General features: G+C 64.7%; 9 protein-coding genes and 1 pseudogene. 3 read left to right on the top strand and 7 right to left on the bottom strand.

Annotated elements, in window-relative coordinates; translation table 11 throughout:
• Positions 1-98: 98 nt before the first annotated feature.
• From DX923_RS07110 to DX923_RS07100, 3 genes are all read right to left on the bottom strand, one after another.
• Complete coding sequence (locus DX923_RS07110; protein WP_205413115.1) at positions 99-599, bottom strand: regulatory protein RecX; 501 nt, start codon at positions 597-599, stop codon at positions 99-101.
• A gap of 175 nt (positions 600-774) precedes the next feature.
• Entirely contained in the window at positions 775-1,899 is a 1,125-nt protein-coding gene (recA, locus tag DX923_RS07105; protein WP_162873108.1) for a recombinase RecA, read from the bottom strand.
• A gap of 238 nt (positions 1,900-2,137) precedes the next feature.
• On the bottom strand, positions 2,138-2,359 hold the full coding sequence (locus DX923_RS07100) for a DUF3046 domain-containing protein (RefSeq protein WP_116113713.1): 222 nt from the start codon (positions 2,357-2,359) through the stop codon (positions 2,138-2,140).
• Positions 2,360-2,383: 24 nt separating this feature from the next.
• Between DX923_RS07100 and DX923_RS07095 the strand changes: the two are divergent.
• The 3 genes and pseudogenes from DX923_RS07095 to DX923_RS07090 form a co-directional block, all read left to right on the top strand.
• Positions 2,384-5,989: pseudogene (locus DX923_RS07095) on the top strand (DNA glycosylase AlkZ-like family protein); the annotation flags it as partial.
• A gap of 655 nt (positions 5,990-6,644) precedes the next feature.
• Positions 6,645-7,163, top strand: coding sequence for an Lhr family helicase (locus DX923_RS17130; RefSeq protein ID WP_430732301.1), 519 nt, complete (start codon positions 6,645-6,647; stop codon positions 7,161-7,163).
• A 204-nt stretch (positions 7,164-7,367) separates the two neighbouring features.
• The gene (locus DX923_RS07090) at positions 7,368-9,194 is read left to right on the top strand and encodes a S8 family serine peptidase (RefSeq protein ID WP_116113711.1); all 1,827 of its coding nucleotides are present in this window, start codon (positions 7,368-7,370) and stop codon (positions 9,192-9,194) included.
• Between the two features lie 57 nt (positions 9,195-9,251).
• Here DX923_RS07090 and DX923_RS07085 read toward each other — a convergent pair whose 3' ends face one another.
• The 4 genes from DX923_RS07085 to rimO form a co-directional block, all read right to left on the bottom strand.
• Complete coding sequence (locus DX923_RS07085; RefSeq protein WP_116113709.1) at positions 9,252-9,551, bottom strand: helix-turn-helix domain-containing protein; 300 nt, start codon at positions 9,549-9,551, stop codon at positions 9,252-9,254.
• A gap of 156 nt (positions 9,552-9,707) precedes the next feature.
• Positions 9,708-10,202 carry a CinA family protein gene (locus tag DX923_RS07080; protein WP_116113708.1) on the bottom strand — a complete coding sequence of 165 codons (495 nt, stop codon included), beginning with the start codon at positions 10,200-10,202 and terminating at the stop codon, positions 9,708-9,710.
• Positions 10,199-10,861, bottom strand: coding sequence for a CDP-diacylglycerol--glycerol-3-phosphate 3-phosphatidyltransferase (gene pgsA, locus DX923_RS07075; RefSeq protein ID WP_116113706.1), 663 nt, complete (start codon positions 10,859-10,861; stop codon positions 10,199-10,201). The genes DX923_RS07080 and pgsA overlap by 4 nt, the downstream gene beginning before the upstream one ends.
• On the bottom strand, positions 10,858-12,309 hold the full coding sequence (gene rimO, locus DX923_RS07070; RefSeq protein ID WP_116113704.1) for a 30S ribosomal protein S12 methylthiotransferase RimO: 1,452 nt from the start codon (positions 12,307-12,309) through the stop codon (positions 10,858-10,860). The genes pgsA and rimO overlap by 4 nt, the downstream gene beginning before the upstream one ends.
• Positions 12,310-12,377 lie beyond the last annotated feature (68 nt).

Genomic DNA, 12,377 nt, shown 5'->3' with positions numbered 1-12,377 from the left:
AGCGCGGCGACGACTATCCAGAGTACGGTGTGGGCCCCGCTGCCGTCTTATCCTGCTCGTCCGACAGCGACCATCTCATAGGGGCCCCGGAGCTTTCCCTAGTCGCGTCGGTGTTCAGGCAGGTCTTCAAGGGCTCGGCGAATCACGCTGTAAGCGATCTCGCCCGGATACCCCTTACGGGCAAGTACCCCGGCCAGTCGTCGAGCCTGGGTCTCCCGAGGGAGTCCTCGCATCGTCCGTAGCCGCTTCTCGACGACCTTCCTTGCTTCGTCCTGTTCGTCGCTGTCACTGACCTCTGCCAACGCCGATTCGACGAAGGCGTCTGGAACCCCTTTCTTGCGCAGCTCGACCCGCAATGCTCGCCGGGCGAGGCTGCGGTTCGACCGTTGGCTACGTACCAACATGCCCGCGTAGGCCTCGTCGTCGATCAAACCGACTTCTTGGAAACGGTCCAGGACCCGTCTGGCCACGTCCTCGTCACAACCTCGACGGCTCAGTGCCTGTTCGAGTTGCGCCCGGGTGCGCGGCGCGCTGTTCAGCTGACGTAGAACGATGCTCCGCGCGTTCTCCTCCGGTGACCGGCCGCCGGAAGAGAACATGCCTCCTCCGCTGTCGGCACTGCCCTCGTCCGGCGACATATCCGGCTCGCCGAAAACAGTTGCGTCGGATTCCGGTAGGACCGGGCGAAGCGCGGATCGGCGTGTTCTGGCCGAAGCCTCTGCCTCAGCCAGAACACGCCGAGCGATCTCCTGACGCGTGGTCAGATCGTCTTCCTCAGAAGGAGACAGGGGCATCTGCCATCGAGTTCTCAGCCTTGCGACGGCCACGGCCTGCGCCGCGAGCCGGGGACGTGTTCTGCCGTTCAGCAGGAGCGGCCTGCGGTGCTTCCTGGGTCAGAACCGGACCGATACCGAGTTTGCCCTTGATCTTGCGCTCCAGCTCGTCAGTCAACTGCGGGTTGTCGCGGAGGAAGTTGCGGGCGTTCTCCTTGCCCTGGCCCAGCTGATCGCCGTCGTAGGTGTACCAGGCCCCCGACTTACGGACGAATCCGTGCTCCACGCCCATGTCGATCAGACCACCCTCACGAGAGATGCCCTGGCCATAGATGATGTCGAATTCGGCTTGTTTGAAGGGGGGCGAGACCTTGTTCTTGACCACCTTGCAGCGGGTCCGGTTACCGACCGGCTCCGAACCATCCTTCAAGGTTTCGATGCGACGGACGTCCAAGCGCACCGAAGCATAGAATTTCAAGGCCTTACCACCGGTGGTGGTCTCCGGCGAGCCGAACATCACACCGATCTTCTCGCGCAACTGGTTGATGAAAATCGCAGTGGTTCCGGTGCTGTTCAAGGCACCGGTGATCTTCCGCAGGGCCTGGCTCATCAACCGAGCCTGCAGCCCGACGTGGGAATCACCCATCTCGCCCTCGATCTCGGCTCGAGGGACCAGCGCCGCCACCGAGTCGATCACGATGATGTCCAGAGCGCCGGAGCGAATCAGCATGTCAGCGATCTCCAGAGCCTGTTCGCCGGTGTCCGGCTGGCTGACCAGGAGAGCGTCCGTGTCGACCCCGAGCTTCTTCGCATATTCCGGGTCGAGGGCGTGCTCGGCGTCGATGAAGGCCGCGATGCCGCCGTTCTTCTGCGCATTCGCCACAGCGTGCAGAGCCACCGTCGTCTTGCCCGACGACTCCGGACCGTAGATCTCCACGATCCGGCCCCGCGGAAGGCCTCCGATACCGAGGGCCACGTCCAACGAGATCGACCCGGTGGGAATGACCTCGATCGGCGGGCGGACGTCGTCACCCAGCCGCATCACTGCGCCCTTGCCGTGCGATTTCTCGATCTGCGCCATCACCGTGTCGAGTGACTTCAACTTCTGGTCTGCCGCAGCAGCCATCTCACACCCACCCATCTGCTCATCATCGATTCGGCCGTCTACCTTCGACCGTGAGGGGACACACCCAGGCGTCACCATCCGGTCAGACGTTAGAGGCAGGCTCCGACACAGCTGCACACCCAGGAATCACCTGTGTACGAATACGCCGACAACCCCACCCCTGTGGACACAGCTTAACCGAACAGGTGTTCGATCGATTGAGGTCGTGGACATGCGCCGTGGCCGTCCTCCGGGACAACTATCGACGACGAGGGCGCTCCTTGCCCCACCGACGCTCCGGAGGAACCTGCATCTCCTCGCAGACCGCAGTCCAGACATCCCGCACCGGGACCCCCTGTTCCAGCGCTGCGGAGCCAGTCAAGCTGCCCAAGGCGGACAAGGCCTGGTTCTCGGCCAACATCCGCCCCCGCGCCGAGCCGAACTCGTCGTCCATGAGTCGCCAGAAATCAGAGAGTCGCACCCGTCCAGTCAAACATGCGCTGCGATGGCTTCCTGTACACGACCGCAGTCCTGTGCCAGGCTGAAGAACGCCATGGACGCCGACCCCGATCCCTTGAGCGGGTTCTCCCCTGCGACCACGAGATGGTTCCGCGAAACCTTCGCCGCGCACACCTCCGTACAGACCCAGGCCTGGTCGGCCATCCGTACCGGTACGCACACCCTGGTGATCGCGCCAACCGGATCAGGCAAGACGCTCTCGGCTTTCCTGTGGTCCCTGGACGATCTGCAACGGAATCCTCCTCGACATGATTCGACGCGACAATGCCGTGTCCTCTACGTCTCGCCGTTGAAAGCCCTTGCCGCCGACATCGAACGCAATCTCCGTGTTCCGCTGACCGGAATCGGCCAGCACAGCGAAAAGCTCGGCCTCCCCCGAGCCGACGTTCGCGTCTGCGTCCGCTCCGGGGACACGCCGGGATCCGAGCGACGTGCCTTCGTGAAGAAAGGCGCTGACGTCCTGATCACCACCCCCGAGTCCCTCTTCCTTCTCCTGACCTCGCAGGCGCGGGACCGACTACGTGGGGTCAGCACCGTGATCATCGACGAGATCCATGCCGTCGCAGGAACTAAACGAGGTGCGCATCTGGCGCTGACCCTCGAAAGGCTCGATGCCCTCCTCGAGACGCCTGCACAACGCATCGGACTCTCCGCCACGGCACGTCCGGCGGAAGAAGTCGGCCGTTTCCTGGCCGGTGATCGACCGGTACGGATCATCTGCTCGGAGGAACGCAAGCGATGGGATCTGAGCATCGTCGTCCCGGTTCCTCGTCTGTCCGACCCCGGAGAACCCGGGCCGGACCAGGTCACCTCAGGCCCCGCCGATCCTCGGCGTACCTCAGTCTGGCCGCATGTGGAGAACCGCCTCGTCGAACTCATCGCCGCACACCGTTCCACCATCGTCTTCACCAACAGTCGCCGTCAGGCGGAGCGTCTCACCGCCCGGATCAACGAACTGGGCGAAGATCAAGCCGATGTCGCCTCCGAGCTTCCCCCAGCGGGGTTGCACACGGTCTCCTCCCCCACCAACGTCTCCCGTGGCGCGGCTCCGCTCCTTGCTCGGGCACATCATGGATCGGTCAGCAAAGAGCTTCGCGCAGCCATCGAAACCGACCTGAAATCGGGGAAGCTCCCTGCCGTCGTGGCGACCAGCAGTCTCGAGCTCGGCATCGACATGGGCGCGGTCGACCTGGTCGTCCACGTCGAATCGCCACCCAGTGTCGCCGGAGGACTCCAACGCATCGGTCGAGCAGGACACCGGGCTGGTGCGATTTCCACCGGGGTCGTCCTCCCCCGCCATCGCGGCGACCTCCTGCAGAGTGCGGTCGTCGTTTCCTTGATGCTCAGCGGTCGGATCGAAACCCTGCGCATCGTGCGCAATTCCTTGGACGTCCTGTCGCAGCAGCTGGTCGCCATGGTCTGCATGGACGACTGGTCCGTCGAGGACGCGCATGCTCTGCTGTCCAGGTCTGCGCCCTATCGCACCTTGTCCCGCCACGCACTCACCGCAGTCTTGGACATGCTCTCCGGACGCTATCCGGCCGAGGACTTCGCCACCTTACGCCCCAGATTGACCTGGGACCGCACCACTGACCGACTCACAGCTCGGCCAGGCGCCCAGCGGATCGCGGTCACCAGCGGCGGCACGATCCCCGACCGGGGAACGTACGGCGTCTTCCTCGCCGGAGAGGGCAGCGGGAGGCGGGTCGGAGAACTCGACGAAGAGATGGTCCACGAGTCCCACGTCGGCGACCTCCTCACCCTCGGCACCTCGACCTGGCGGATCGAGAAGATCACCCATGACCAGGTGGTCGTCTCACCGTCACCGGGATCGACCGGACGACTTCCTTTCTGGAAGGGCGACTCCGCCGGGCGTCCTGCGGAACTCGGCGCCGCGATCGGTGCTTATGCCCGGGAGATCTCGAACCTCGACCGCGACACGGCACTCCGCCAGGTCCGGGAAGGGGGCCTGGACATCTACGCCGCGGAGAACCTCGTCTCCTACCTGGAGGAACAGCAGCAGGCCACTGGTCTGTTACCCGACGATCACACCGTCGTCGTCGAACACTTCCAGGACGAACTCGGGGACCGACAGGTCGTCGTACACACCCCCTACGGGGCTCAGGTGCACGCCCCGTGGGCTCTGCTGATCGCAGATCGTCTCCGCTCGCACTTCGGGGTCGACGCCCACCTGACCCATCATGACGACGGTATCGTCCTGCGATTGCCCGACAGTGATCCTGGCGCCTCGGGTCTGCTCCCGGAGCGAACGGATCGCTTCGATCTTCTCCCCTTCCTGATCATCGAACCGGAGGAGGTGATGGAGTCGGTCGCCAATCAGGTCGAAGGATCTGCACTCTTCGCCGCGAGGTTCCGGGAATGCGCAGCGCGTTCCCTGCTGCTGCCCAAGCCACTTCCCGGACGACGCCAAGCACTATGGCAGCAACGTCACCGATCGAGCCAATTACTCGACATCGCCAGTAGGTTCATTGACTTTCCCATCATCTCCGAGGCCGTCAGAGAATGCGTCCAGGATGTCTTCGACGTCCCGGCACTGATCGACGTGATGAATGGCATCAAAGCGGGGACGATCGTCCTCCATCAAGTACAGACCCGCTCGGCCTCCCCCTACGCCAGGAACCTGCTCTTCGACCGAGTCGCCAGTTCGCTCTACGAGAGCGATGCCCCCTCAGCCGAACGCAGAATGGCCGCATCCGGGCTCGACAGCGAGCTGCTGTCCGACCTTCTCGGCGGAGAACAGCCGATCCCGCTGTCCGACCTGCTCGACCCTACGGTGGTCTCCGCCGTTGACCAGGAACGCCAACAGGCGACCCCGGAACGACACTGCCGCGGCCTGGAGGACATCGCCGAAACGATCCGCAGATTCGGTCCGGTCACCAGCGACTGGCTCCGCAACCGGACCACGCCCACAGCTCGACACCGAGTCGAGCGTTGGCTCGAAGAATTGGCGACAGCCCACCGAACGGTACAGATCCGGTTGGTCGACGGACCGCGGTGGATCGTCGTGGAAGATGCGGCACGCCTCCGCGATGCACTCGGCACCGCTCTGCCCGACTGGTTACCACCGACGCTCCTGAGCCCCGTCGACGACCCACTCGGCGACCTGATGTCCCGCTACGCCCGGTCCCGCGCACTATTCACCGCCGCAGAGGCCTCCGCCTGGCTCGGGATCGGCGCCGCCGCCGCGGCCGAGGTCCTGGACCGGCTGGTCGCCGAAGGTCGGCTACGTCGAGGCAAACTCCACCCCCAGGAGAAAGGCCAACGGTCTTCAGCTGAACCGATGCCACCGGACTATGCCGATATCGAGGTCATCGGTGTGCTCCGTCGCCGCTCCGCAGCCGCACTGCGCGCCGAAGTGGCCCCGCTACCTCAGCACACGATGGGGCGCTTCCTCCCCGCCTGGCAGTCGGTCGGCGGGAAGACACACGGCCCTGAGGGCGTACTGCAGGTCATCGACCAACTTGCCGGCTTAGCCCTCCCCTCAGCCGTCTGGGAGGACTGGATCTTCCCGTCCCGGGTGTCCGGATACCGTTCCGAGGATCTCGAGGAAGTAGCGACCTCACGCCAGGTGCTCTGGCAAGGCCACGGCGGAGCTTCCCGGAACGGATGGGTCTCCTGGCACCCCTCAGAGGTGGCCCCGCTCACCCTGGCTCTGCCCCCGGCGACACCGCAGAACGATGGAGCCGTCCTCGGCGACCGCGTGCTCCGCATTCTGTCCGGAGGAGGGTCCTTCCCTTTCCGTGCCTTGTCCTCACAACTCGGCGAAGCCTCGGACCAAGAACTCCTGGAGACGCTGTGGCACCTGGTCTGGTCCGGGAAAGTCACCAACGACAGCTTCGCACCGATACGCGCCCGCCTTCGAGCCAAGCCGCCAGCGACAAGGACTTCCCGGCAGGCGAACAAGGTCCGCACGATGCGGCGAGGACGCCGCCCGTTCGGTGAGCTATCGGGCGGGTATTCCCGCGTCGGGGCGTACCATCGGCCACCGACCGCACCGGTTCCAGCCACCGGGGTCGGCCACTGGACGGCACTGCCCGAGACCGATCCCGATCCCACTCGTCGCGCCTATGCCACTACCGAGATGCTCCTGGCCCGCTACGGCCTGGTCACCAGCGCTTCCGCGCGCGCGGAGGGAACAGACGGTACCGACACCGTAGGGTCACCGTCAGTGAAGCGCTTCCGCGCGCGCGGAGGGAACAGTCGGTGGTTTCGCTCCGATCTATCGGGTGTTGTCCGCAGCGGAGGAAGCCGGGCAGGTGAGGCGTGGATACTTCGTCGACGGTTTAGGCGCTTCGCAGTTCGCAGTGATTGCAGCGGTAGAGCGTTTGCGAGCAATCGCTCGGCGAACAGACCGGGTCGCCCACCCCCAGGAGGTCCTCGTCCTGGCAGCCACCGATCCGGCGAATCCTTACGGGACATTTCTGCCGTGGCCAAGACCTGCCGATCCAGGGGTGGCTGTCAGATCGCCACGCAAGGCAGGTTCTTCGGTCGTGCTCATCGAGGGCGAGTTGGTGCTGTATGTCGAACGAGCAGGGCAGCAGCTCATCACCTATACGGCACGGTCCTCTGCGCTGACTGCTGCGGCCCGGGCCCTGGCCGCCCTTGTGCGCTCCGGCCGGTTCGAGTTGGGGCAGGTCGAGCACGTGGACGGCCGGCCTGCGCTGGGCTCTGACCACGTCATGGTCCAGGTACTCCTGGAGGCCGGTTTTCGAGCCACGCCGAAAGGATTGCGGCTACGCCGCTGATCCGGCATTCATGTCTTCTCCAGAGCGGGCAGGAGCGACGACACATCCGAAAATATCCGACTAATCAGCCATGAGATCGATCACAATGTGACTGATCACGGGGTTTGTCGCTCAGTTTCGTCACGCTCAGGACGATGGGAGCACGGCACCGGGTGAGGCCCACCACGGGTAGTCCTGGCGGCCTGCGCCGCGGAAGGAGCGGTCATGTCGCTGCGTCGATCACTCACCTCGGCGGCGCTGGGGAGCACCCTCCTGGTCGTCCCCGTGTTCTGGGTTGCCGGGGATGCAGCAGAAATTCCTTCTCCCGCGCTCGGGCAGGCTGTCCTGTCCGCACCAGTTTCCGCAGGGCCCGCACGACCGCAGCAGGTCGATTTCCCCTTGGTCCAAGCCCCCGAGGAAACGAATGGGGAGGAAGCGAATGGGTACGACGGAGAAAATCTCGCGACAGGCATCGCCTCATCTTCCACAAACCGACCTCGAGCGTCGACGCGCCCGGTCGACAAGCCGAAGTACACCGGCCGTGTCGTCCTCAAACTGACCCGGTCGGCAGGTACCGCAGTCGAGGAGAAGTCTCGACTCATGGCTGCGGCCGCTGAGGTCGGCACCAAGGTCGATATCGCTCGCCGCACAGCAACCGGAGCGATGGTCATCGAGGTCGACGGGGAGGCGGCCTCCGCAGCTCGAGCGCTGGCCTCCCGACCCGGAGTCGAATACGCCGTGCCCGAGCGCAGGTTCACCATCTCAGCGGACCCCGACGATCCCTATTACCCTGCACAGTGGGACCTTCCGGCCATCCGGGTACCCGACGCGTGGAAGATCAGCGACGGCAGTGGGACGACCGTGGCAGTCATCGACACCGGGTCTCTGCCCCACCCCGATATCCAAGGTCGTTTCCTCCCCGGCTACGACTTCATCAGCGATGCCGCTTACTCCCTCGACGGCAACGGGCGGGACGCCGACCCGACCGACTCCGGGGATTGGAACAGCTGGGGAATGTGCGACGACCCCAACCCCACATCGTCTTCGTGGCACGGTCTGCACGTCTCAGGCACCATCGCCGCGCTCACCGGCAACGGCCTCGGAGTGGCCTCGGTCGCCCCAGGAGCACGGATACTGCCGGTGCGCGCATTGGGTCGATGCGGTGGTACTGACAGCGATGTGGCCGATGCGATCGTCTGGTCAGCAGGCGGCCCGGTTCCAGGGGTCCCGGCCAATGCACACCCGGCGAAGATCATCAACCTCTCCCTCGGTGGGATTGGCGTGTGCAGCCCCACCGAACAGAGCGCGATCGACCTGGCAACGGCACGAGGTGCACTGGTGGTCGTCGCAGCAGGCAATGACGGGAGCGACGTCTCCCGGTACAGCCCCGCCAACTGTCGTGGAGTGCTCACCGTAGCGGCCTCGAACCAAGAGCGGACCGGAGCCACTTTCTCCAACTCCGGAAGTGCCGTCGCCCTGTCTGCACCGGGAACCGCTATCTGGGGGCTGGGCAATACGTCCGGCCGTTCGTTCGATCCTGCTGGATGGACGTATACCTCCCGCTATGGCACGTCAATGGCCACACCTCATGTGTCAGCGATAGCCAGCCTGATGTGGTCGGTGAACCCCTCTTTGACCCCTGCCCAGGTCCGTTCAGCCCTGGTCTCCAGCGTCACGCCCTTCGCCTCAGGAGGCAGCGGTTTCGGCGCAGGCATCGTGGATGCATGGCGCGCGGTGGACGCCGTCCGCCCCACACAGACAGCCCCGCCCACCGTGGAATCGGTGAACCCTGCTGGTGCACGATCCGCAGGAGGAGACGTGATCGCCGTGAGCGGCAACGGCCTCGCCGGAGGCCGGGTGACGATCGGCGGGCGCCAAGCGTCCACGCTGTCGTCCTCGGAGAATTCGTTGGTGATCCAGACCCCGCCCGGAGCTCTTGGCCACACCATCATGGTGATCACCACGGCAGGGGGGAGCATTTCCGTTCCTTTCTTCTACGACACCCGTCAGGTCATCGGAAGACCAGGCGTCCCTCTTGTTCCCCGGGCCTGAACGCAGGCCCTCCCCTGTCTGATCCGCCATTCCGGGGGTGACCAGGCACGGCTGTTCTCACGCCGCAGAAGCCCTGAGGTTACTCTCGCGGGGTAGCGGCAAGGCGACAGGAGCGGAGGACCGTTCAGCCACCTCTGCGCGCTCGGCGACCCGGATCAGCAGCTGAGACATCGGCAACGACAATGCCGCACAGATCGCCGCCAATAGCTCCGAGGAAGCTTCCTTCTCGCCGCGTTCTATCTCGCTGAGATATCCCAAAGAGACCGAAGCAGCGGAGGAGATGTCCCTGAGGGTCCGCCCTTGGGAGGTGCGGCACTCCCGCAGCGCGTCCCCCATCTCCCGCCTGAGCAGGATCATGCGCTTACCTCCCTGTACCTCTTGATCATCGGATCATCCGTGGAACCGGATATCGGCTTCATGCAGGCGCTGGGAGCGACCTGTGTCGATGTCGCCACTGTCAGGATAACCGGCCCGTTCCCAGAGCGCCGCTCAGTTGATGTGCAAGGGTGCCTGTCAACGGACATTCGCCTGACGGATGCACTCACGTAGGAGGTCCAGGACCTCGTCGACAGCAGCCAACCGTACCCGGTGCCTACCTCCGGTCAACTCCAGCCTGCGAACGGTGGTTCCTCCTGGCCCGTCCACAGCGATGAAGACCGTCCCCGCAGGGTTACCGTCCGAGACTCCAGGACCGGCGACCCCGGTGGTGCCCACCCCCCAGGTCGCACGAAAACGGGTACGGGCTCCTCTCGCCAGCTGCGCGGCCACCTCGGATTGAACCGACCCTCCCACTGCGAGCAACATGTCGTCGACACCCGCCAACGACACCTTCAGGTCGGGATGGTAAACGACCATTCCGCCCCGAACCACAGCAGATGCGCCTGGGACATCGATCAGGCTGGCGACCACCAAGCCGCCGGTGAGGGATTCAGCTGTGGCAACAGTCTGTGCCGCGAGGCAGAGATCATCGACCACATTCGAGGAGCGATCCACACCGGCTGTCGTCATTCCTGTCTTCCCACTTTCCGGTCGCGAGATTGCCCCACGACCAAGGCTCGCGCCTTGAGCACGTAATCGACACCCGTGCCGACGGTTACCACTGTGGCAGCCGCTGTGACCGCGTAGGCCAGCCACAACCACCAATCTCCACCCGGGGCAGTGAGCATTCCCAAAGCAACTGCTTGGAGGAAGGTCTTCAACTTGCCGCCTTTACTGGCCGCCATGACCCCGTACCGGATCACCACGAAACGCAGCAGGGTGACGCCGAGCTCCCGGGCGAGGATCAGCCCGGTCACCCACCACCACAAGTCACCGATGAGAGAGAGCCCGATAAAGCCCATCCCGGTCAGAGCCTTGTCGGCGATAGGGTCGGCCATCTTGCCGAAGTCGGTGATCAACCCTTTCGCACGAGCGATCTCGCCGTCGAGCCGGTCGGTGATCATCGCAAGGACGAAGACTGCACAAGCCCACCATCGCAGAGTGGTGTCCGTGCCTCCCTCACTGAGCAACAACCATCCGTAGAGCGGAACCATGAGGATGCGCAGAACGGTCAGCGCATTCGGCAGGTTCCACGGACTGGGTGGGACATTTTGCGGACCGGACGCCACCGAGGACTGGCTTGCCGAGGGTTCGCCTGTCGGCGATGTGTTCGAGGCCTGAGGGTTCACATCAACTCCACGACGAGGTCGACTCCATCTGATCCGATGACCTCCCCCTCGACGAAGTCGCCTGCGCTCAGACCAATGGTCTCCCCGCTGAGCAGGCACATTCCGTCCACTTCCGGCCCCTGGTGCGCAGCCCGCCCCACCAGTTCGCCGTCTTCCTCGCCTTCGACCATGACGGTCACCCGTTCGCCCACCCGCTCCTCGGCGCGTTGTGCGGTGAGCTCTTCAGCGAGCGCACGCACCCGCTCGTACCGTTCGGCGACAAGCTCCGGATCGACCTTTCCCTCATAGGTCTCGGCTTCGGTGCCGTCTTCGTCCGAGTAGGCGAAGACTCCGGCCACATCGAGCCTGGCCGACTCCAGGAAGCCCATCAACTCGTCGACGTCGTCGTCGGTTTCCCCGGGGAAACCGACGATGACATTCGAGCGGATACCGGCGGTCGGATCGAGCGAACGAATCTGCTCGATCAAGGACAGGAAAGAATCTGTCGACCCGAAGCGGCGCATCCGGCGCAGGACGGTCTCGCTGGAGTGCTGGAAGGAGAGGTCGAAGTAGTTGGCCACTCCAGGTGTGTTCACGACCGCTTCGATCAGACCGGGCCGGGTCTCGGCCGGCTGCAGATAACTCACCCTGACCCGTTCGACACCAGCCACCTCGACCAGCTCGGGGAGGAGCGACTCCAACAGACGTAGATCGCCCAGGTCCTTGCCATAGGAAGTTGAGTTCTCGCTGACCAAGAAGAGCTCTTTCACCCCTTGCTCGGCCAACCAGGCGGCTTCCATCAGGATGTCGGAAGGCCGACGGGAGACGAAAGAGCCACGGAAGCTGGGGATCGCGCAGAACGCGCATCGGCGGTCGCACCCGCTGGCGATCTTCAACGGGGCCCACGGCCGTCCGTCCAGCCGGGCGCGCTGTACCCGCGGGCCACCCAACCCCTCTTTGCCGACTTCGCCATGCCCTGGCACGAAGACCTCGGCCGCCGCAGACTGCCGTTCTGCCGGAGTCAGCGGGAGCAGGCGCCGACGATCCACCGGCACATGGGCCACCGGACGCTCACCGGCCAGGATCGACGTGAGATGACTGGACATGTCCCGATAGGTGTCGAAGCCGAGCACCGCGTCGGCTTCGGGGAGCTCGTCCGCGAGTTTCTCTCCGTAACGTTCGGCCAGACAACCCACGGCGACCACGGCCCTGGTCCGTCCGGACTGCTTCAGGTCGGCAGCTTCCAGCAGCGCGTCGATGGAGTCCTTCTTGGCTTGCTCGACAAAACCACAGGTGTTGACCACGGCCACGTCGGCTTCGGCCGGATCGGTGACGAGCTGCCATCCTTCTGAAGCCAGTCGTCCGGCAAGTTCTTCGGAGTCCACGTCGTTGCGGGCGCACCCGAGGGTCACCACGGCCACTGATCCGTGCTGGGGCGCACGATCGCGCAGCTGTGCTGATTCGGTCATGACTCCACTTTACGGGTCACCGCAGGGTGCCACAGGAGCGCCTCTCGCAGGGTGAACCCGCCGAGCCG

This window comes from Austwickia chelonae, assembly GCF_003391095.1.
GTDB classification, from domain to species: domain Bacteria; phylum Actinomycetota; class Actinomycetes; order Actinomycetales; family Dermatophilaceae; genus Austwickia; species Austwickia chelonae_A.
This window is presented reverse-complemented; position numbering and strand designations above follow the sequence as displayed.